At 71.7% G+C, this 18,219-nt stretch carries 16 protein-coding genes; 7 read left to right on the top strand and 9 right to left on the bottom strand.

Features of this window, described 5'->3' with window-relative positions; genetic code table 11:
- Window positions 1-11 precede the first annotated feature (11 nt).
- The gene (gene queA / locus G5B56_RS04410) at window positions 12-1,046 is read right to left on the bottom strand and encodes a tRNA preQ1(34) S-adenosylmethionine ribosyltransferase-isomerase QueA (RefSeq protein ID WP_014426336.1); all 1,035 of its coding nucleotides are present in this window, start codon (window positions 1,044-1,046) and stop codon (window positions 12-14) included.
- 74 nt (window positions 1,047-1,120) lie between these two features.
- On the opposite strand from queA, the gene recG reads away from it, so the two are divergent.
- Entirely contained in the window at window positions 1,121-3,160 is a 2,040-nt protein-coding gene (recG, locus tag G5B56_RS04405; protein ID WP_164962448.1) for an ATP-dependent DNA helicase RecG, read from the top strand.
- A 260-nt stretch (window positions 3,161-3,420) separates the two neighbouring features.
- Window positions 3,421-4,236, top strand: coding sequence for a pyrroline-5-carboxylate reductase (proC, locus tag G5B56_RS04400; protein WP_164962447.1), 816 nt, complete (start codon window positions 3,421-3,423; stop codon window positions 4,234-4,236).
- A 31-nt stretch (window positions 4,237-4,267) separates the two neighbouring features.
- On the opposite strand, the gene G5B56_RS04395 is transcribed toward proC, so the two are convergent.
- From G5B56_RS04395 to ubiA, 3 genes are all read right to left on the bottom strand, one after another.
- On the bottom strand, window positions 4,268-4,834 hold the full coding sequence (locus G5B56_RS04395) for a hypothetical protein (RefSeq protein WP_164962446.1): 567 nt from the start codon (window positions 4,832-4,834) through the stop codon (window positions 4,268-4,270).
- 17 nt (window positions 4,835-4,851) lie between these two features.
- Window positions 4,852-5,349, bottom strand: a complete 498-nt coding sequence (locus G5B56_RS04390; protein WP_206023480.1) for a hypothetical protein — start codon at window positions 5,347-5,349, stop codon at window positions 4,852-4,854.
- Between the two features lie 71 nt (window positions 5,350-5,420).
- Window positions 5,421-6,305 (bottom strand): 4-hydroxybenzoate octaprenyltransferase, encoded by an 885-nt coding sequence (gene ubiA / locus G5B56_RS04385; RefSeq protein WP_164962445.1) that lies wholly within the window; start codon window positions 6,303-6,305, stop codon window positions 5,421-5,423.
- 92 nt (window positions 6,306-6,397) lie between these two features.
- Here ubiA and G5B56_RS04380 point away from each other — a divergent pair, with 92 nt between their 5' ends.
- Together G5B56_RS04380 and G5B56_RS04375 are read left to right on the top strand one after the other, a co-directional pair.
- Entirely contained in the window at window positions 6,398-7,660 is a 1,263-nt protein-coding gene (locus G5B56_RS04380) for a putative DNA modification/repair radical SAM protein (RefSeq protein WP_164962444.1), read from the top strand.
- Window positions 7,657-8,490, top strand: coding sequence for a TIGR03915 family putative DNA repair protein (locus G5B56_RS04375; protein ID WP_240920655.1), 834 nt, complete (start codon window positions 7,657-7,659; stop codon window positions 8,488-8,490). Before G5B56_RS04380 ends, G5B56_RS04375 begins: the two co-directional genes overlap by 4 nt.
- A gap of 10 nt (window positions 8,491-8,500) precedes the next feature.
- Here G5B56_RS04375 and G5B56_RS04370 read toward each other — a convergent pair whose 3' ends face one another.
- The 4 genes from G5B56_RS04370 to G5B56_RS04355 form a co-directional block, all read right to left on the bottom strand.
- Entirely contained in the window at window positions 8,501-10,141 is a 1,641-nt protein-coding gene (locus G5B56_RS04370; protein ID WP_009856265.1) for a peptide chain release factor 3, read from the bottom strand.
- Between the two features lie 333 nt (window positions 10,142-10,474).
- Window positions 10,475-10,978, bottom strand: a complete 504-nt coding sequence (locus G5B56_RS04365) for a Dps family protein (RefSeq protein WP_009856264.1) — start codon at window positions 10,976-10,978, stop codon at window positions 10,475-10,477.
- A 297-nt stretch (window positions 10,979-11,275) separates the two neighbouring features.
- Window positions 11,276-12,817, bottom strand: a complete 1,542-nt coding sequence (locus tag G5B56_RS04360; RefSeq protein WP_164962443.1) for a PAS domain-containing methyl-accepting chemotaxis protein — start codon at window positions 12,815-12,817, stop codon at window positions 11,276-11,278.
- A gap of 196 nt (window positions 12,818-13,013) precedes the next feature.
- Window positions 13,014-13,937 (bottom strand): LysR substrate-binding domain-containing protein, encoded by a 924-nt coding sequence (locus G5B56_RS04355; protein ID WP_164962442.1) that lies wholly within the window; start codon window positions 13,935-13,937, stop codon window positions 13,014-13,016.
- 170 nt (window positions 13,938-14,107) lie between these two features.
- Between G5B56_RS04355 and G5B56_RS04350 the strand changes: the two genes are divergently transcribed.
- Window positions 14,108-15,382 (top strand): Glu/Leu/Phe/Val dehydrogenase, encoded by a 1,275-nt coding sequence (locus G5B56_RS04350; RefSeq protein WP_009856260.1) that lies wholly within the window; start codon window positions 14,108-14,110, stop codon window positions 15,380-15,382.
- A 276-nt stretch (window positions 15,383-15,658) separates the two neighbouring features.
- On the opposite strand, the gene G5B56_RS04345 is transcribed toward G5B56_RS04350, so the two are convergent.
- Window positions 15,659-16,309, bottom strand: coding sequence for an OmpA family protein (locus G5B56_RS04345; protein WP_164962441.1), 651 nt, complete (start codon window positions 16,307-16,309; stop codon window positions 15,659-15,661).
- A gap of 119 nt (window positions 16,310-16,428) precedes the next feature.
- On the opposite strand from G5B56_RS04345, the gene G5B56_RS04340 reads away from it, so the two are divergent.
- Together G5B56_RS04340 and G5B56_RS04335 are read left to right on the top strand one after the other, a co-directional pair.
- The gene (locus G5B56_RS04340; RefSeq protein WP_164962440.1) at window positions 16,429-17,394 is read left to right on the top strand and encodes a tripartite tricarboxylate transporter substrate binding protein; all 966 of its coding nucleotides are present in this window, start codon (window positions 16,429-16,431) and stop codon (window positions 17,392-17,394) included.
- A gap of 17 nt (window positions 17,395-17,411) precedes the next feature.
- Window positions 17,412-18,188 (top strand): tetratricopeptide repeat protein, encoded by a 777-nt coding sequence (locus G5B56_RS04335; protein ID WP_164962439.1) that lies wholly within the window; start codon window positions 17,412-17,414, stop codon window positions 18,186-18,188.
- Window positions 18,189-18,219: the final 31 nt, after the last annotated feature.

Raw genomic sequence — 18,219 nt, 5'->3', positions numbered from 1 at the left:
ATGGGAATGGGTCAGGCGCGGCGCTCGAGCAGCATCGCGTCGCCGTAGCTGAAGAAGCGGTAGCGCGCCTCGACGGCATGGCGGTACAGCGCGTGCATGTGCTCGAAGCCCGTGAACGCGCTGACCAGCATCAGCAGCGTGCTCTTGGGCAGGTGGAAGTTGGTGACCAGCAGGTCGACGACGCGGAACTCGAAGCCCGGGCGGATGAAGAGGTCGGTGTCGCCGGCGCCGGCTTCGAGAGCGCCGCCGATCGCCGCCGACTCCAGCGCACGCAGCGTCGTCGTGCCGGCGGCGACGATGCGCCCGCCGCGGGCACGCGTCTCGCGGATCGCCTCGACGGTGGCGGCGTCGACTTCCCAGCGCTCGCGGTGCATGCGGTGCTCGTCGAGGTTCTCGGCACGCACCGGCTGGAAGGTGCCGGCGCCGACGTGCAGCGTGACCGCGGCGCGCTTCACGCCGCGGGCGTCCAGCGCCGCCAGCACGCCGGCGTCGAAGTGCAGCGACGCGGTCGGCGCGGCCACCGCGCCGGGGCGCGCGGCGAACACCGTCTGGTAGCGCTCGACGTCCTCGGCGGCGTCCTCGTGCGTGATGTACGGCGGCAGCGGCACGTGGCCGTGGCGCTCCAGCAGCACGAAGGGGTCGTCGGGGAAACGCAGGTGGAACAGCGAGCCGTCGACGCCGTCGCGGCCCAGCACCTCGGCGTCGAAGGCGTCGGCGAAACGCACCGTCGTGCCGGGCCGCGGCGACTTGCTGGCGCGCAGGTGGGCCAGCACCTCGTGGCCGCCGAGCACACGCTCGACCAGCGCCTCGACGCTGCCGCCGGTGGGCTTTTCGCCGTGCAGCCGGGCCTTGATGACGCGGGTGTCGTTGAAGACCAGCAGGTCGCCCGGGGCCAGCAGCTGCGGCAGTTCGCGGAACACGCGGTCCACCGGCAGCGCGCCGCGGCCGTCGAGCAGGCGCGAGGCGCTGCGTTCAGGGGCCGGGTGCTGGGCGATCAGCTCGGGCGGGAGCGGGAAGTCGAAATCGGAGAGGGAGTAGGAAGTCATCGTGCAGGCTGTACCGGCCTGGAGTCGCGACGGGGGCGATTGTTCCATGCCCTCGGCGGCGACAATCTCGCGCCATGCCGGAAACCGCACGCCAGAGCACGAAATCGGCCCCGCAGCGCGCGATGGAACGCCTGGGCCTGCTGCGCGACATCGACCTCGCGCTGCACCTGCCGATGCGCTACGAGGACGAGACGCGCATCGAGCCCGTCGCCGCGCTGCACGACGGCGACACGGCGCAGGTCGAGGGCGTGGTGCGCCAGTGCCAGATCGAGATCCGCTCGCGCCGCCAGCTCGTCGTGCGCCTGGCCGACGACAGCGGCGAGCTGACGCTGCGTTTCCTGCACTTCTACCCGTCGACGCAGAAGCAGCTGGCCGTCGGCAGCCGGGTGCGCGTGCGCGGCGAGGTGCGCGTCGGGTTCCTCGGCCGCGAGATGGTGCACCCGACGGTCAAGCGCGTCGACGAGCACACGCCGCTGGCGGCCTCGCTGACGCCGGTCTACCCGGCCAGCGCGCAGCTGCCGCAGGCCTATCTGCGCAAGGCGGTGGCCGCCGGCCTGTCGCGTGCGCCGCTGGACGAGGTGCTGCCGCCCGGCGTCGTGCCACCGGGGCTGCCGCCGCTGCGCGAGGCGCTGCGCCTGCTGCACCACCCGCCGCCGGGCATCGCGATGGGCGCGCTGGAGGACCACAGCCACCCGGCCTGGCAGCGGCTGAAGTTCGACGAGCTGCTGGCGCAGCAGCTGTCGCAGCTGCAGGCGCGGCTGGAGCGTTCGCGCCTGGCCGCACCGGCGCTGCGCGACAGCACGCTGCCGGCGCGCCTGCGCACCGTGCTGCCGTTCACGCTGACCGCGGCGCAGGAGCGTGTCGTCGCCGAGATCGACGCCGACCTGGCGCTGGCGCAGCCGATGCACCGGCTGCTGCAAGGCGACGTCGGCTCGGGCAAGACCGTCGTCGCGGCGCTGGCCGCGGCCACCGCGATCGGCTCGGGCTGGCAGTGCGCGCTGATGGCGCCGACCGAGATCCTCGCCGAGCAGCACTTCAAGAAGCTCGTCGACTGGCTGCTGCCGCTGGGGCTGGAGGTCGCCTGGCTGACCGGCAGCCGCAAGGGCAAGCAGCGAGCCGCGATGCTGGCGAAGATCGCCTCGGGCCAGGCGGCGCTGGTCGTCGGCACGCACGCGGTGATCCAGGAGGACGTGGTGTTCGCGCGCCTGGGGCTGGCCGTCGTCGACGAGCAGCACCGCTTCGGCGTCGCCCAGCGTCTGGCGCTGCGGCGCAAGCTGGAGCTGCAGGCGCTGGAGCCGCACCTCTTGATGATGAGCGCGACGCCAATCCCGCGCACGCTGGCGATGACCTACTTCGCCGACCTGGCGGTCAGCACGATCGACGAGCTGCCGCCCGGGCGCACGCCGGTCGTCACCAAGGTCTTCGCCGACGACAAACGCGAGATGGTCATCGAGAAGATCCGCGACGAGGTCGCACGCGGGCGCCAGGTCTACTGGGTCTGCCCGCTGGTCGAGGAGAGCGAGCACATCGACCTGCAGAACGCGACGGCCACGCATGCCCAGCTGAGCGAGGCGCTGCCCGGCGTGTCGGTCGGCCTGCTGCACGGACGCATGGCCGCCGCCGAAAAGGCCGCGACGATGGCCGAGTTCTCGTCCGGGCGCATGCAGCTGCTGGTGGCGACGACGGTCATCGAGGTCGGCGTCGACGTGCCCAACGCCAGCCTGATGGTCATCGAGCACGCCGAACGTTTCGGCCTGGCGCAGCTGCACCAGCTGCGCGGGCGTGTCGGCCGCGGCGCGGTGGCCAGCGTCTGCGTGCTGCTCTACACGGCGCCGCTGTCGGCCACCGGCAAGGCGCGGCTGCGCGCGATGGCCGAGACCACCGACGGCTTCGAGATCGCGCGCCGCGACCTCGACATCCGCGGCCCCGGCGAGTTCATGGGCTCGCGCCAGAGCGGCGACGCGCTGCTGCGTTTCGCCGACCTGGCCGAAGACGACGCGCTGCTGGAACGCGCGCGCGAGCTGGCGCCGAAGCTGCTGCGCGAGCAGCCGGCGGCCGCCAAGGCCCACGTCCAACGTTGGCTCGGCGGCAAGGCCGAGTTCCTCAAGGCCTGAAGAGCTGGAGCCCCCAAGCTCGCGTTCGCTCGCTACCCCCGAGGGGGCTCGGCTGGACGCGGACGGTCCAGTGGACCGGCTGCGCCCGCCGAGCGGCCGGGGCACTGCCCCGGCGCGGCCTGCAAGGCCGTCCGCCGACGGACCGGCGAAGCCGGATCCGTGGCGGGAAGCTTGCTCGCGTTCGCCGGGCATCGAAGCCGGCTCGCTGACCGCCACCCCCGGCTCTGCGGCTAGCAGGCGACGATGGCTAAACTGACCGAATGAACCCCTCGAACATCGCCTTCATCGGCGGCGGCAACATGGCCGGCGCCTTGATCGGCGGGCTGCTGAAGAGCGGCCGTGCGCCGGCGTCCATCCTCGTCGTCGAGCCTTTTGCGGCGCAGCGCGAGCGGCTGCAGCGCGAGTTCGGCCTCGAGCCGCTGGCCGAAGCCGGGCCGGCGCTGGCTTCGGCCGGCATCGTCGTCTGGGCGGTCAAGCCGCAGCTGTTCCACGACGCGGCGGCGCCCTGCTCGGCGCACGTCGGCGGCGCGCTGCAGCTCAGCGTGATGGCCGGGGTGCGCAGCGACGCGATCGCGCGCGCCAGCGGCAGCCAGCGTGTCGTGCGCGCGATGCCCAACACCCCGGCGCTGATCGGCCGCGGCGTCGCCGGGCTCTATGCACGCGACGCGGTGACGCCGGACGAACGCGGCGCCGTCGAGGCGCTGCTGGCGCCGACCGGGCGCACGGTCTGGGTCGAACGCGAAGCCGACCTCGACGCGGTGACGGCGCTGTCGGGCTCGGGCCCGGCCTACGTCTTCTACGTGCTCGAGGCGATGATCAAGGCCGGCGTCGAGATGGGCCTGCCCGAGGCCCAGGCGCGTGCGCTGGCGCTGGCCACCTTCGACGGCGCGACGGCGCTGGCCGAGGCCTCGCCGCTGCCGCCGGCCGAGCTGCGCGCCCAGGTCACGTCCAAGGGCGGCACGACCTACGCGGCGATCACGTCGATGGAAGCCGACGGCGTCGGCGCGGCCGTCGTGCGCGCGATCGGCCGGGCGCGAGAGCGCGCGCGGGAGCTGGGGGACGAGTTCGGCGGCTGAGCCCGGAGGACGCCGCCGTCACTCGCGGGACTCAGCTCCCCTGCAGCGAGAGCTGCGAGACCTGCACACCCTTCAGGGCCTCGATCAGGGCACCGATGTTGGCCCGGATCGACCCTTCGTTCGCCAGCTTCAGACGCTCGGCGCCGAGGAATGCAGCATTCCAGGCCGCGGTAAAAGGGGTGACGAGTGTGCGACTGAACACGTCCTTGCCGGTAGCACGTTCGACCAACGTGTATTGCACCGTCGCAGTGACCGTCATGCTGGCCCCCATCAGCGGCTGATCCAGCTTGAGCAAATGCGCCGTCAGCAGGTACTTGCTGCCCTGGCGGTTATCCGCCAACAGGCCTGCGCCACGCAAGGAGGCTTCGAGCGCGCGGGCGAACTCCTCGCTGCTGACGTTCGAAATCCACATCGGATTCGTTTCCTTGCCGCCGGTGACGTCCTTCATGGCGATCTGACTGCGCAGAATCGAATTCTGGAACGCAGCCCGGTCGCCGAGCGAAGACTCGACCTGCATCTGCTCCATGCGGGCCGGGGTCGAGCACCCGGCCAGCACGAGGGCACCGGTCAAGGCAGCCAGCGTGGCGAAACGGTTCATGACGGATCTCCGGCGCATCAAGACGCGGCCGATGCGGCGGTCGCGACGGTGGCCGCGGACGCGGCGGGCGCCACGACGGTCGCAGACGCCGCAGATGCGGCCGACGCGGCGGGGGCCGCAACGGTCGCGGACGTGGGGGCGCCCGGCAGCGAGCACTTTTTCTGGATCAGCGACTGCTGGACGGCCTCGTACTCGCCGCGCAGGCGGGCGTACTCGGCCTCCTGCTGCTTGGTGCCGCCGAGCGCGAAGAGCGCGGGCCAGAACAGGACGATGCCGACACCTGTGAGCAACTGATCGTTGCTTGCCGCCTGATCCAGGCGCCCGCCGAGCTCGACGTATCGGGTCTGGATTCGCTGCCCTTCGGCAGTCAGTTGCTGGCAGTCGTAGGGCTGGAACTGCACCGGCGACACGTACGTCGGCGAGATGTCCTTCGACGCGGTCGAGCAACCCGCCAGACCGAAAGCCACGATCGAGAAGCCGGCGACGCATCGCCGGGCACCATGACGATTCAACATTTCTCTCCGCCTCCCTGAATCTGCCTGCCGATAGGAGCAGGTCGCGGCGGAGTGTAATGGTGCGTAAAGCGTCAGAAACGAGTCAAATCAAGCACAACGCCCGCGAACACCGCGAAGCCCACCCAGTGGTTGACGCGGAAGGCGCGGAAGCAGCCTTCGCGGCCGCGGTCGCGGATCAGCGACCAGTGCCACAGCGCCTGCGCCGCGGCGGCGGCGATGCCGAGCAGGAACCACGCGCCCAGGCCGAGCGACACGCCGACGACGGCCCAGATCGCGAGGAACAGGCCGTAGAAGGCCATGATGCCGGCGACGTCGAAGCGGCCGAGCGTGATCGCCGAGGTCTTGATGCCGATCTTCAGGTCGTCGTCGCGGTCGACCATCGCGTACTCGGTGTCGTAGGCCAGCACCCAGAACAGGTTGCCGACCAGCAGCCACCAGGCCTGCGGCGGCACCGCGGCGAAGGTCCACTCCTGACCGCCCTGCGCCGCGGCGAAGGCCATCGGGATGCCGAAGCTGAAGGCCACGCCCAGCACCGCCTGCGGCATGGAGACGAAACGCTTGGCGTAGGGGTAGACCAGCGTCACCGCCAGGCCGAAGAACGACAGCAGGATCGTCGGCGGGTTGGTCGTCAGCACCAGCAGGAACGAGACGAAGGCCAGCGCCGCGCCGACGCCCAGCGCGTCGGGCACACCGAGCGCGCCGCTGGTGATCGGACGCTGCGCCGTGCGCTTGACGTGGCGGTCGAACTCGCGGTCGGCGACGTCGTTGATGCAGCAGCCGGCGCTGCGCATCAGCACCGTGCCCAGCGTGAAGACGGCGATCAGGTGCAGACCGGGGAAGCCGTCGGCGGCGATCCACAGCGCGGCCAGCGTCGGCCACAGCAGCAGCAGCCAGCCGGCCGGGCGGTCCCAGCGGATCAGGTCCAGGTAGAGATGGAAGCGGCGCGCGGCGATCACGGCAGCGATTATCCGGCGAGCGGCGGGCCTGGCCGCGACGGCGATGGGGCGGGCTCGCGGGCGCCCGACATGAGCTGTATATTCATACAGCCATGGACTTGACCAAGAAGCTCGCGATCCTCGCCGACGCCGCCAAGTACGACGCGTCCTGCGCCAGCAGCGGGGCCGCCCCGCGCGACTCGCGCGGCGGCCGCGGCATCGGCTCGACGGCACCGATGGGCATCTGCCACAGCTACACGCCCGACGGCCGCTGCGTGTCGCTGCTGAAGGTGCTGCTGACCAACTACTGCGTCTACGACTGCCTCTACTGCGTCAACCGCGTCACGAGCAACGTGCCGCGCGCACGCTTTCGCGTCGACGAGATCGTCGCGCTGACGCTGGACTTCTACCGCCGCAACTGCATCGAGGGCCTGTTCCTCAGCTCGGGCATCGTGCGCAGCCCCGACCACACGATGGAGCAGCTGGTCGAGGTGGCGCGCCGGTTGCGCGAGGACCACGACTTCCGCGGCTACATCCACCTGAAGACCATCCCCGACGCCAGCCCCGAGCTGCTGGCCGCCGCCGGCCGCCACGCCGACCGGCTGAGCCTGAACGTCGAACTGCCGACGCCGCAAGGCCTGGCGACGCTGGCGCCGCAGAAGGACGCGGTGGCGATCCGCGGCGCGATGGGGCGGCTGCACCGCCGCATCGAAGCGGCGAAGGAGGCGGCGCGCGAACGCGGCCCGGTGTCGCTGCCCGGTGCCCCGGCGCGGCGCGCGCCGGCACCGCGTTTCGCGCCCGGCGGCCAGAGCACGCAGATGATCGTCGGCGCCGACGCCAGCGACGACCGCACGATCATCGGCACCGCCGCCGCGCTGTACCGCGAGGTGCGGCTGCGCCGCGTCTACTACTCGGCCTTCAGCCCGATCCCCGACGCCGCGCGCGCGCTGCCGCCGGTGGCGCCGCCGCTCGCGCGCGAGCACCGGCTTTACCAGGCCGACTGGCTGATGCGCTTCTACGGCTTTGGCCACGACGAGATCGTCACCGGTGACGACGGCATGCTGGCGCTGGAGCACGACCCCAAGCTCGCCTGGGCGCTGGCCCACCGCGAGCGTTTCCCGGTCGACCTGAACACCGCGCCACGCGAACTGCTGCTGCGTGTGCCCGGGCTGGGTGTGCGCACCGTCGAGCGCCTGCTGGTGGCGCGGCACGGCCGCCGCCTGCGCCACGCCGACCTGAAGGCGCTGCGTGTGCCGCTGGCCAAGGCCCTGCCTTTCGTCGTGCTCGCCGACCACCGGCCCGGCAAGGCACTCGACACCGCGACGGCGCCGCGCGCGGCGCAGCAGCTCGGGCTGTTCGACGCCGCGCCGGCATGACACGCATCGAGCTCACGCACGAAGCCGACTTCGACGGCTTCCGCAGCGCCGCGCGGCGGCTGCTGGCCGCCGGCACGCCCCCCGACGCGGTGAGCTGGCAGGTGGCCGGCGGCGCCGATGCCGATCTCTTCGTCGCCGAACCCGCGCCCGCGTTCGCGTTGGCCGACGCGCCACCCATGGCCGTGCCGGCAGCCTTCGTCGCGCTGGCCGAACTCGTCGTGCAGCACGCCGACCCGGCGCGTTTTGCGCTCTTGTACCGGCTGCTGTGGCGGCTGCAGCGCGAGCCGGCGCTGCGCCGCGACCCGCTGGACACCGACCGCCACCGCGCTGTGGCCATGGCCCAGGCGGTGCGCCGCGAGCAGCACCACATGGAAGCCTTCGTGCGCTTTCGCACCGCCGCCGATGCCGACGGCCGGCCCTGGCAGACGGCTTGGTACGAGCCCGCGCACCACGTCGTCGACGCCGTCGCGCCCTTCTTCGCCCGCCGCTTCGCGACGCTGCGCTGGCGCCTGCTGACGCCGCGGCGCAGCGCGCGCTGGGACGGCGAGCGCCTCGCCTTCGGCCCCGGCGCACGGCGCGACGACGCACCGGGCGCCGACGACGGCGAGGCGCTGTGGCTGACCTATTACGCCAGCACCTTCAACCCGGCGCGGCTGAACACGCGTGCGCTCGACCAGCACCTGCCACGCCGCTATCGCGAGCACCTGCCCGAAGCGGCGCTGATCCCGGCACTGACGGCCGAAGCCGGCGCGCGCACCCGGGCGATGCTGGCCGGCCGGCAGGACGACGACGGCCTGTCACCGGAGGCCGGCGATTGCGGCCGAAGCTAGCGCCCGGCGTTCAGCCCTCGAGCTGCTTCTGGAACACCAGCCCCGCGTGCTCGCGCAGCGCGTGGAACTTGATCTTCGGCCAGTTCTCCTGCATCGCCCGCAGTTCGCCGGCGTATTCGAGCAGCACGCAGGGCGCGTCGACGGCGTCGAGCGCGACGCGGTGCGAGTTGCCGTCGATGAAGCGCTTGAGCTCACGCTCGCCGCCGTCGGCCTCGTCGCAGGTGACCCAGCGCGCGACGTTGTAGCGCGCCGGCATGATGCGCGCCTTCACGCCGTACTCGTGCTCCAGGCGGTGGGCGACGACTTCGAACTGCAGCTGGCCGACGGCGCCCAGCAGCAGCACGCTGCCGGCGACCGGGCGGAAGACCTGGATCGCGCCTTCCTCGCCGAGCTGGGTCAGGCCGGCGCGCAGCTGCTTGGTGCGCAGCGGGTCGGCCACTTCGACGGCGCGGAACATTTCCGGCGCGAAGAACGGCAGGCCGGTGAACTGCAGGCTCTCGCCCTCGGTCAGCGTGTCGCCGAGCTGCAGCACGCCGTGGTTCGGGATGCCGATGATGTCGCCGCCGAAAGCCTCCTCGAGCAGCTCGCGGCGCTGCGACAGGAAGCTCACCACCGTGTTCGGCCGCAGCTCCTTGCCCGAGCGCACGACCTTCAGCCGCATGCCGCGTTCGAAGTGGCCGCTGGCCACGCGCAGGAAGGCGATGCGGTCGCGGTGCGCCGGGTCCATGTTGGCCTGGATCTTGAAGACGACGCCGGTGAACTTGGGCTCGCCCGGCTGCACCTCGCGCTGCAGCGCCGGGCGCGGGCCCGGGGCCGGCGCCATGTCGACGAGTGCGTCCAGCACCTCGCGCACGCCGAAGTTGTTGATCGCCGAGCCGAAGAACATCGGCGTCTGGCGGCCGGCCAGGAACTCGGCCTCGTCGAAGCCCGGCGCCGCCTCGCGCACCAGCTCGACCTCGCTGGCCGCCTCCATGTAGGGGCTGCCGAAACGCTCCTCGAGCACCGGGTTGGCCAGGCCCTCGATGATCTCGTCGTCGTGCGTCGCACGCTCCTCGCCGGGCGAGAAGACACGCATCTGGTCCTTGCCGAGGTCGAGCACGCCGCCGAAGAACTTGCCCATGCCCACCGGCCAGGTGAAGGGCACGACGCTCATGCCGAGTTCGCGCTCGATCTCGTCCATCAGGTCCAGCGGCTGCCGGACCTCGCGGTCCATCTTGTTGACGAAGGTGAGGATGGGCGTGTTGCGCGCGCGGCAGACCTGCAGCAGGCGGCGCGTCTGCGGCTCGACGCCGTTGGCCGCGTCGATGACCATCAGCGCCGCGTCGACCGCGGTCAGCACGCGGTAGGTGTCTTCGGAGAAGTCCTGGTGGCCCGGGGTGTCGAGCAGGTTGATGACGCAGTCGCGGTACTCCATCTGCATCACCGACGAGGCCACCGAGATGCCGCGCTGCTTCTCGATCTCCATCCAGTCGGACGTGGCGTGGCGGCTGGCTTTGCGCGCCTTCACCGAGCCGGCGATCTGGATCGCGCCCGAGAACAGCAGCAGCTTCTCGGTCAGCGTGGTCTTGCCCGCGTCGGGGTGGCTGATGATCGCGAAGGTGCGACGGCGGCGCACTTCGGACTCGATGCGGGAGGCGGTGTCGGAGGACATGGGGCGGCTCTACGGGCAGAACCGCGAATTATCGTCGGCCGGCTGCGCCGTCCGGGGTCAGGTCTCGTGAGACCTGACCCCGTCTTCTCGCGACCACCGGCGCGAAAGACGGCGGCCGGGGCGTGCTCTGGCGGGGTCAGGTCTTGCCGTTTGCAGATTCCGAAGCCCGGAAGCCCGGGGTCAGGTCTCGTGAGACCTGACCCCGTCCTGGCGTGACCCCGTCCTGGCGTTGCGCCCCTCCGACCGTGCCGCCCGGCGGCCGTGGCCTGGCAGCCTGGCGTGTCTGCGCCCAGCAACTGCCATGCCCCGCGCTGCAGCGCGGGGCGGGAGGACTTACTCCTCGAGCAGCGAGCGCAGCATCCAGGCCGTTTGCTCGTGCACCGTCAGGCGCTGCGTCAGCAGGTCGGCGGTCGGCTCGTCGCCGGCGGCGTCGGCCAGCGGGAAGATGCTGCGTGCGGTGCGCGCCACGGCCTCGTGGCCCTCGACGAGGATCTTGACCATCTCCAGCGCCTTCGGCGGCGTGGCCGGGGCGTCGGCCACCGAGGCCAGCGCGCCGAACTGCGCGTACGAGCCCGGCGCCGGGTGGCCCAGCGAGCGGATGCGCTCGGCGATCGGGTCGACCGCGTTCCACAGCTCCGTGTACTGCGTCATGAACATCGTGTGGAGCGTGTTGAACATCGGCCCCGTGACGTTCCAGTGGAAGTTGTGCGTGGTCAGGTACAGCGTGTAGGTGTCGGCCAGCAGCTTGCTGAGGCCGGCGGTGATCGCCGCACGGTCCTTGTCGCTGATGCCGATGTTGATCGCCGGCGCGCCGCCGGCTGCTTTTTTCTTCGCCATTCGCTCTCTCCTGAAGGGGACGGGTTCCCTGCGGACTCTACCCAAGCCGCGCGACGGCCCGGTTTCGACCCGGTCAACACGCGGGAACTCTCAGGCCACGGGCCAGATCCCGCCGGCCAGCACGGCCAGCCCGAAAGCGACGATCGCACCGCCCAGGCCCTTGCGCAGCCGCTTCATCGTGTTCATCTCGTACTCCTTGCCGCGTCCGGATAACCGGAGCGGGTGTCAGCGTACGGGCCGCGGCGGCCGCCGGCCAGTTGATCGTCTCGAAGGCGGCGATAGCGCCGCCGGGCGCCGCTACAGGCGGAACAGCTGCACCGAGCGCTTCAGCGTCTCGGTGCGCTGGTACAGCGCCTGCACCGCGCTGGCGGTCTGCTGCACGAGTTCGGCGTTGGCCTCGGTCATGCGGCCGAGCTCGTTGACCGCGCCGTTGACCTGCTCGATGCCGGCCGACTGCTCCTCGGCGGCCCGCGTGATCTGCTGGATCATCTCGCCGACACGCTGCACCTCGCCGACGGTGCGGCCGATCGTGTCGTTGGCCTCGTCCATCTGGCGCGTGCTGTCGGCGACCTGCTCGACCGACGCCATGATCAGCCCGCGCACGTCCTGCGCCGCCTTGGCGCTGCGCTGCGCCAGTGCCCGCACCTCGGCGGCGACGACGGCGAAGCCGCGCCCCTGCTCGCCGGCACGCGCAGCCTCCACCGCGGCGTTGAGCGCCAGCAGGTTGGTCTGGAACGCGATGCCCTCGATGATCTGGACGATCTCGGTCACCTTGCGCGACGAGTGCTCGATGGCCTGGATCGTGGCGCCGACACGCTCCATCGCCTGGCCGCCGTCGGTGGCCACGGCGGCCGTCTGCAGGCTCTGGCGCAGCACCTCGCCTGCGGTCGCCGCCGCGTGGCGCACCGTGCCGGCGATCTGCTCCATCGACGAGGCGGTCTTCTGCAGCGCGTCGTGCTGGGCCTCGGTGCGCTTGGACAGGTCCTCGCTGCCGCGTGCGATGCCGGCGGTGGCGCTGGCCGTGCCGGCCACCTCCTGGCGGGCGTCGCTGATCGCCGCACGCAGGTTCAGCTGGATCTGCATCAGCGCCCGCGTCAGCCCGCTGACCGGGTGCGGGTGCACGTGCGAGATCGAGGTCGTCAGGTCGCAGCCGGCGAGCTCCTGCGCAAAACGTTCGGCTTCGTCGAGGCGATGCTGGATGTGGCGGCGAAACCCATACGCCGCCAGCACGACGCCAGCCAGGCCGACGGCGGCGGCCACCGGCAGCGGCGCGACCGAGGCCACGCCCAGCGTCAGCGCCAGCTGGACCCCCATCACCGCGGCCAGGCGTGCCGTCAGCGACATGCGGTGCACACGCCCGGGCAGGTCACGCCAGCCCAGGTAGCGCACCCGGCCGGCATGCAGGCGCAAGGTGGCGCGGCCCGACTCGCGTTCGGCGGCGATCTTCGTGTACAGCGCTTCGGCGGCCAGGATCTCCTCGCGCGTGGGCTTGAGCCGCACCGACAGGTAGGCCACCGGCTTGCCGCCCTCCATCACCGGCGTGACGTTGGCGCGCACCCAGTAGTGGTCGCCGTTGCGACGCCGGTTCTTGACGATGCCGGTCCAGGGCCGGCCGCGGCCGATGGTCTGCCACAGGTCCTTGAAGGCCTCGGGCGGCACGTCGGGATGGCGGATCAGGTTGTGCGGCTGGCCGATCAGCTCGTCGTAGTCGTAGCCGCTGACCTCGACGAAGGTGCTGTTGCAGTGCGTGATGCGGCCCTGAGCGTCGGTGGTCGAGACGATCAGCGCATCGGCCGGATAGTCGTATTCCTTCTGCGTGACGGGCAGGTTGACGCGCATGGCAGGACGGTCCTCTCTGTCGATTCGGGACGTACGCGGCACACTGCGCCGCCGCGGGGCGTCGTTTGTCGAAGACTGTAGGAGGACGGCTCGCCGCGTGCCGCGCCATAAGCGGGGCGACTGGCGGACAAATCGCTCAAATTCACGCAAAGCGCGCCCGCGCGGCGCGGGCGCCCGGCGTCAGACGATCGCTCGATCAGGCCGTCAGGCGGCGCACGCCCGGCAGCTCGCAGGCGTAGATCGCGTTGCGCAGCGCGGCAATCGCCTCGTAGCGCGTGAAGGTGCGGCGCCAGACCAGCACCACGCGCCGCGTCGGCACCGGTTCGGTGAACGGGATGTAGGCCACGTGTTTGTCGGGCTCGGCCGGCAGCGACAGCCGCGGCACGACGGTGACGCCCATGCCGGCGGCGACCATGTACTTGATCGTCTCCAGCGACGAGCCCTCGAAGCTCTTGCGGATGCCCTCGGCGTCGCTGGAGAAACGTGCGTACTCCGGGCAGACCTCGAGCACGTGGTCGCGGAAGCAGTGGCCGGTGCCCAGCAGCAGCATGGTCTCGGCCTTCAGCTCCTCGGCGCTGACGCTGTCGCGTGCGGCCAGCGGGTGGCTGCGCGGCACCGCGGCGAGAAAGGGCTCGTCGTACAGCGGCGCCACTGCCATGCCGGTGTCCGGAAAGGGCTCGGCCATGATCGCGCAGTCGAGCTCGCCGGTGCGCAGCGACTCCAGCAGCTTGGCGGTGAAGTTCTCCTGGATCATCAGCGGCATCTGCGGCACGTGCTCGATCGCGCTGCGCACCAGGTCGGGCAGCAGGTAGGGCCCGATCGTGTAGATGACGCCCAGGCGCAGCGGGCCCGACACCGGGTCCTTGCCGCGTTTGGCGATCTCGCGGATCGCCTGCGCCTGCTCGATGACCTGCTGCGCCTGGCGCACGATCTCCTCGCCCAGCGGCGTGACGCTGACCTCGCTGGCGCCACGCTCGAAGAGCTTGACGTCGAGCTCCTCCTCCAGCTTCTTGATCGCGACGCTGAGCGTCGGCTGCGACACGAAGCAGGCCTCGGCGGCGCGGCCGAAGTGCCGTTCGCGCGCGACCGCGACGATGTACTTGAGCTCGGTGAGGGTCATGGCGCGATTGTCGCGCGCGCCTGCCCAGGCCTGAAGCCATGCGAAAAATGCATGCAAAACCAGGGTCGGCGCCAATCCCGCGCCGCGGCCCGCGGCCTACAGTGCCCCTCACCGCGCGCCCCGGTCCACGAGACCGCCGGCCGCCCGCCCTCTCCCACCAGGAAGAACCGATGCCGCAACCGCTTTCCTTCGTCCACCCGACACCGCACAGCCCCTGGGGCACCTACCTCGCGCAGGTCGACCGCGTCGTGCCCTATCTGGGCCACCTCGCGCGCTGGGTCGAGACGCTGAAGCGCCCGAAACGTGCGCTGATCGTCGACATCCCGATCGAGATGGACGACGGCCGCATCGAGCACTTCGAGGGCTACCGCGTGCAGCACAACATGTCGCGCGGCCCCGGCAAGGGCGGCGTGCGCTACCACCCCGACGTCACGCTCGAGGAAGTGATGGCGCTGTCGGCGTGGATGAGCATCAAGAACGCCGCCGTCAACCTGCCCTACGGCGGCGCCAAGGGCGGCATCCGCGTCGACCCGAAGCAGCTGACGCACAAGGAGCTGGAGCGCATGACGCGGCGCTACACCAGCGAGATCGGGCTGATCATCGGGCCGCAGCAGGACATCCCGGCGCCGGACGTGAACACCAACCCGCAGATCATGGCGTGGATGATGGACACGTACTCGATGAACACCGGCGCCACCGCGACCGGCGTCGTCACCGGCAAGCCGATCCACCTCGGCGGTTCGCTGGGGCGCGTCAAGGCCACCGGCCGCGGCGTCTTCGTCACCGGGCGCGAAGCGGCCCGCCGCATCGGGCTGGACCTGAACGGCGCGCGTGTCGCGGTGCAGGGCTTCGGCAACGTCGGCTCGTCGGCGGCGGAGCTCTTCGCCCAGGCCGGCGGGCGCATCGTCGCGGCGCAGGACCACACCGGCACCGTCGTCAACGACCACGGCCTGGACATCGCCGACCTGACGGCGCACGTGAAGGCCACCGGCGGTGTCGGCGGCTTCCGCGGCGGCGAAGCGGCCGACGGCGAGAGCTTCTGGGACGTGGCCTGCGACATCCTCGTGCCGGCGGCGCTGGAAGGCCAGATCACCGCCGCGCGCGCGCAGCGCCTGAAGGCCCGCATCGTGCTCGAAGGCGCCAACGGCCCGACGCTGCCCGACGCCGACGACATCCTCGCCGAGCGCGGCGTGCTCGTCGTGCCCGACGTGATCTGCAACGCCGGCGGCGTGACCGTCAGCTACTTCGAGTGGGTGCAGGACTTCAGCTCGTTCTTCTGGACCGAAGACGAGATCAACGTGCGCCTCGAGAAGATCATGATCGGCGCGCTGAAGCGCATCTGGGACACCGCCGACCGCCACCAGATCACGCTGCGCACCGCCACCTTCGCGGTGGCCTGCGAGCGCATCCTGATGGCGCGCGAGGAACGCGGGCTGTATCCGTGAGCCAGGAAGGTGAGCCCCCAAGCTCGCTAGCGCTCGCTACCCCCCAAGGGGGCTCGGCAGGACGCGGACGGTCCAGTGGACCGTCGGCGCCTGCCGAGCGGCCGGGCCCCTGGCCCGGCGCGGCCTGCAAGGCCGTCCGCCGACGGCCCGGCGGAGCCGGGCCGTGGCGGGAAGCTTGATCGCAGAGGACCTCGGGTGTTGCGGTCACTCGCTGACCGCGTACCCGGGCTTAACGCGGTGCACCGACGACCCGGCGGAAACGGGCCGTGGCGGGACTCAGGCGCCGGGCTCTCTGAGGAAGATCTCGACGCGGCGGTTCTTGGCGCGGCCGGCGTCGCTGCCGTTGTCGGCCACCGGCTCGCGCGAGCCGCGGCCGGCGATCTCCAGGCGGGCGGCGGGCACGCCGCGGTCTTCGAGGTAGTCGCGCACGGTGCGGGCGCGCGCCAGCGACAGCGGATCGTTGATCGCGTCGCTGCCGGTGCTGTCGGTGTGGCCGACGATGCGCACGTGCGTCGTCTGGTCCAGCCCCTTGGCGAACTGGTCGAGCACCGGGCGCAGCGAAGGCTGCAGGTCGGCGCGGCCGACGGCGAAGGACAGGTCGCTGGGCACGTTGACCTTCAGCTCGTTGTCCGGCGTGCGCGCGACGTCGATGCCGGTGCCGGCGGTGGCCTGCTCCATCGCCCGGCGCTTCTCCTCCATGCGCTTGGACCACAGGTTGCCGCCGACGGCGCCGACGACACCGCCGATCACCGCCCCGGTGCCCGCCTTGCCGCCGGTGGCCTTGCTGATCACGGCCCCGCCGAGCGCACCGATGGCGGCCCCGGTGGCGGTGCCCTTGCTGCGTTCGTCCATGGTCTCGCAGCCGGCCAGCACCGTCACCGCCAGCGCGACGGCCACGCCACGTGCGGCCAAACGTCTTGCATTCATTCGTCTTCTCCTCGTTCGGATACGGAGCCTCGGCCACGAACTGCGACAAGGTGCGCCGCGGCAGAGGTGCTTAGGATCTTAGGTTCCGCTCCGCCCCCCGGGTTACAACCCGTTTCGACATGAGACGCCGAACCGCCCTCCTCGGTCTGGCCGCGCTGGGCGCCGCCACGGCCCGTGCTGCCGACGCCTGGCCCACGCGGCCCGTGCACCTGGTCGTGCCGACCGGGCCGGGCAGCTCGCTGGACCTGATCGCCCGCCTGCTCGGCGAACGCCTGGCAGCACGCTGGGGCCAGCCGGTCGTCGTCGACAACAAACCCGGCGCCGGCGGCATGCTCGGCGTCGACGCCGCGGCCAAGGCACGCGACGGCCACACCCTCGCACTCGGCTTCAACGGCCCGGTGGCATTCGCGCCCTTCCTCTACCGGCGCATGCCCTACGACCCGGCGCGCGACCTGCGGCCCGTCGTGATGACGACCTCGCAGCCCAACGTGCTGGCGGTCAACGCCGAGCGTGTGCCGGCGCGCACCGTGGCCGAGTTCGTCGCCTGGGCGCGCACACGCCGCGACGGCATCGCCTACTCGTCGCTGGGCAACGGCAGCTCGGCGCACCTGACGATGGAGCTGTTCCTGCACGAGGCAGGCATCGCCGGCGTGCACGTGCCCTACAACGGCTCGCCGCCGGCCGCGCTGGCGGTGGCCCAGGGCGAAGCCGAAGCGACCTTCATGGTCGCGCCGGCGCTGCTGCCGCACGCCCGCGCGAACCGCCTGCGCCTGCTGGCCGTGACCAGCGCCGAGCGCGTGCACTCGCTGCCCGAGCTGCCGACGATGGCCGAAGCCGGGTATCCGGCCGTGCAGTCGCTGGCCTGGAACGGCCTGCTGGCGCCGGCCGGCACGCCCGAGGCGGTGATTGCGCGCATCGCCGCCGACGTCAACACGGTGCTGCGCGAGCCCGCGGTGCGCCAGGCGCTGGACGCGCAGGGCCTCGCGCCGGTGGGCGGCAGCGCCGCCGACTTCCGTCGTACGATCGACGCCGACATCAAGCGCTGGGGCCCGGTGATCACGCGCCTGGGCGTCCGGCTCGACTGACAAGACCCAGACCCGCCATGACGACCCCGCCGCTCTCCTACGACGTCTCCGACGCCGATTTCGAAACCGCCGTCCTCGACCGTTCGCTCGACGTGCCCGTGCTGCTGGACTGCTGGGCGCCGTGGTGCGGGCCCTGCCGTTCGCTCGGCCCGATCCTCGAGAAGCTGGTGCAGGCCTACGGCGGCCGCTTCGTGCTCGCCAAGCTGAACACCGACGAGTCGCCGCAGGTCGCGCAGGCGATGGGCATCCGCAGCATCCCGCAGGTGACGCTGTTCGCCGGCGGCCGCCCGGTCGACCAGTTCATGGGCGCGCTGCCCGAAGGCCAGATCCGCGCCTTCCTCGACCGCCACCTCGGCCCGGCCGACGAGCAGCCCGAGCAAGAGCCGCAATGGGGCCCGCTGGACGAAGCCGAGGCCCTGCTCGGCGAAGGCGCGCTGGCCGAAGCCCAGGCGCTGCTGGACGCGATCCCCGAAGCCGAACGCGACGAGCGCCACGCCAAGCTGCTGAAGCGCCTGGCGCTGGCTTCGCAAGCGCCCGCAGGCGACCCGGTGGCGCTGGCGGCGCGCATCGCCGCCAACCCGAAGGACTTCGACGCACGTTTTGCGCTCGCCGCGCTGCACGCCCACCGCGGCGACTTCGGCTCCGCGTTCGAGCAGTTGCTGGACATCGTGCTGCGCGACAAGGCCGAGTGGCGCGAGAAGGCGCGGGTGCAGATGGTCGAGTGGTTCGAGGTCTGCCCCGACCCCGAGGTCGTCAGCCACGGCCGGCGCTACCTCGGGATGTACCTCAACTGACCCGCCCGGGAGGCCGCGAGGCCTCCCGCGC

The sequence above is a fragment of the Rubrivivax sp. JA1026 genome, from assembly GCF_011065555.1.
Lineage (GTDB): Bacteria > Pseudomonadota > Gammaproteobacteria > Burkholderiales > Burkholderiaceae_C > Rubrivivax > Rubrivivax benzoatilyticus.
The sequence above is the reverse complement of the archived record's forward strand: the minus strand, read 5'-3'. Positions and strand labels throughout refer to the sequence as shown.

Excerpts from the sequence above, each read along its gene's own strand:
- queA (WP_014426336.1), bottom strand. The coding sequence starts at position 1,046 with ATGACTTCCTACTCCCTCTCCGATTTCGACTTCCCGCTCCCGCCCGAG.
- recG (WP_164962448.1), top strand. The coding sequence starts at position 1,121 with ATGCCGGAAACCGCACGCCAGAGCACGAAATCGGCCCCGCAGCGCGCG.
- proC (WP_164962447.1), top strand. The coding sequence starts at position 3,421 with ATGAACCCCTCGAACATCGCCTTCATCGGCGGCGGCAACATGGCCGGC.
- G5B56_RS04395 (WP_164962446.1), bottom strand. The coding sequence starts at position 4,834 with ATGAACCGTTTCGCCACGCTGGCTGCCTTGACCGGTGCCCTCGTGCTG.
- G5B56_RS04390 (WP_206023480.1), bottom strand. The coding sequence starts at position 5,349 with ATGTTGAATCGTCATGGTGCCCGGCGATGCGTCGCCGGCTTCTCGATC.
- G5B56_RS04380 (WP_164962444.1), top strand. The coding sequence starts at position 6,398 with ATGGACTTGACCAAGAAGCTCGCGATCCTCGCCGACGCCGCCAAGTAC.
- G5B56_RS04375 (WP_240920655.1), top strand. The coding sequence starts at position 7,657 with ATGACACGCATCGAGCTCACGCACGAAGCCGACTTCGACGGCTTCCGC.
- G5B56_RS04370 (WP_009856265.1), bottom strand. The coding sequence starts at position 10,141 with ATGTCCTCCGACACCGCCTCCCGCATCGAGTCCGAAGTGCGCCGCCGT.
- G5B56_RS04365 (WP_009856264.1), bottom strand. The coding sequence starts at position 10,978 with ATGGCGAAGAAAAAAGCAGCCGGCGGCGCGCCGGCGATCAACATCGGC.
- G5B56_RS04360 (WP_164962443.1), bottom strand. The coding sequence starts at position 12,817 with ATGCGCGTCAACCTGCCCGTCACGCAGAAGGAATACGACTATCCGGCC.
- G5B56_RS04355 (WP_164962442.1), bottom strand. The coding sequence starts at position 13,937 with ATGACCCTCACCGAGCTCAAGTACATCGTCGCGGTCGCGCGCGAACGG.
- G5B56_RS04350 (WP_009856260.1), top strand. The coding sequence starts at position 14,108 with ATGCCGCAACCGCTTTCCTTCGTCCACCCGACACCGCACAGCCCCTGG.
- G5B56_RS04345 (WP_164962441.1), bottom strand. The coding sequence starts at position 16,309 with ATGAATGCAAGACGTTTGGCCGCACGTGGCGTGGCCGTCGCGCTGGCG.
- G5B56_RS04340 (WP_164962440.1), top strand. The coding sequence starts at position 16,429 with ATGAGACGCCGAACCGCCCTCCTCGGTCTGGCCGCGCTGGGCGCCGCC.
- G5B56_RS04335 (WP_164962439.1), top strand. The coding sequence starts at position 17,412 with ATGACGACCCCGCCGCTCTCCTACGACGTCTCCGACGCCGATTTCGAA.